The 1,204-nt window shown below is 61.2% G+C and carries 1 protein-coding gene; it reads right to left on the bottom strand.

Annotated features, from left to right (window positions below):
* Positions 1-403 precede the first annotated feature (403 nt).
* The gene (yaaA, locus tag ACMO6A_RS04160) at positions 404-1,156 is read right to left on the bottom strand and encodes a peroxide stress protein YaaA (protein ID WP_009608038.1); all 753 of its coding nucleotides are present in this window, start codon (positions 1,154-1,156) and stop codon (positions 404-406) included.
* Between the last annotated feature and the right edge of the window lie 48 nt (positions 1,157-1,204).

Below are 1,204 nucleotides of genomic sequence, written 5' to 3' on the forward strand. Positions count from 1 at the left end.
TTCGAGGGATCCTCGGTCACCTTGTACAGGTCGGCATCGTCCCACTCCTTTTGCCAGCGGGGTTCGATCTCGTGCGGGTTGTACGGTTTCATGGTCATTGGTTTTCCTCGTCAGGCCGTCGCCCGCCCATGCGCGTCCGCACGGGTGGGCCAATTGTTCGCGAATGTTCCTATTATAGTGATATTGTCCGATGCGCGAAATGGCGGCTTTCACATCCACCCGAAAACCGCCGGGATTCGAAAGCTCGATGCACTCCGGCGTGCGCAACACGACAAGACCTCGTCGTCCATGGTGGTCCGCATTCGTCAGGCAGTTCACGAGAACCTCTCGCAAAGCTTTGCGCGCAGAGGAGTCATCAATTCGAGTCAAAACCGTTTGTTTGATTATTTGAGGTTATGCATGGCTATTTCTGAACGAATACATAGCAATCGTCGGTCGACCGAGCGGGATCGAACGCGTAGCCGAGCGCATCGAAGGCTTGCAGGTCGGCAGGTTCTTTAATGGCGTTCTCGGCGCACCAGCGCACCATGGTACCGCGCGCGGCTTTCGCGGCGGTGGAGCGCTGCACGAGGCGATCGCGCGCGTCGACGGTGCCGAACAGGCAGGTGAGCACTCTTGCCCCGCAGCGATCCGCAGAGGGAACGACGGCCTTCGCGTATTCCACCGATGCCAGGTTCACGATGACGTCCGTTTCGGCCGCGAGCACGCGGCTCAGGCTGTCGCCCCAGAACTCGTAGAGATTGCGCGCGCCGTCCACCGCGAGCTTCGCCTGCATTTCCAGGCGGTACGGCGCCACGCCGTCGAGCGGGCGCACCACGCCGTAGAGCCCCGAGAGGATGCGCAGATGCTCCTGCAGGTAATCCAACTGCTCCATCGTCATCACCTGCGGCGCAAGGTTCTGGTACTGGATGCCCTCGTAGGCCAGCACCGCCGGCGTCAACGCGCCGGAGCGCACGTCGAGCGTGCGGAAGCGTTCGAAGTTGAGTTCGGCCAGCGCGTCGCTGCACTGCCACAGCGCCTTCTCCTCGTCGTACGAGAGCGCCCGCACCGCATCGGCCAGACGCGCAGCCCGATCCGCGAACATCGGCAGATCGCGCCATCCAAACGCATCGTCGACCACGTTCATCTTCTTAGCAGGAGAAACGATGAACCTCATATCCCACCTCACCTTGCATCCAGTTTCAGCAACACCGTTGTGCGGTAC

Source organism: Eggerthella sp. (assembly GCF_048329335.1).
GTDB lineage: Bacteria > Actinomycetota > Coriobacteriia > Coriobacteriales > Eggerthellaceae > Eggerthella > Eggerthella lenta.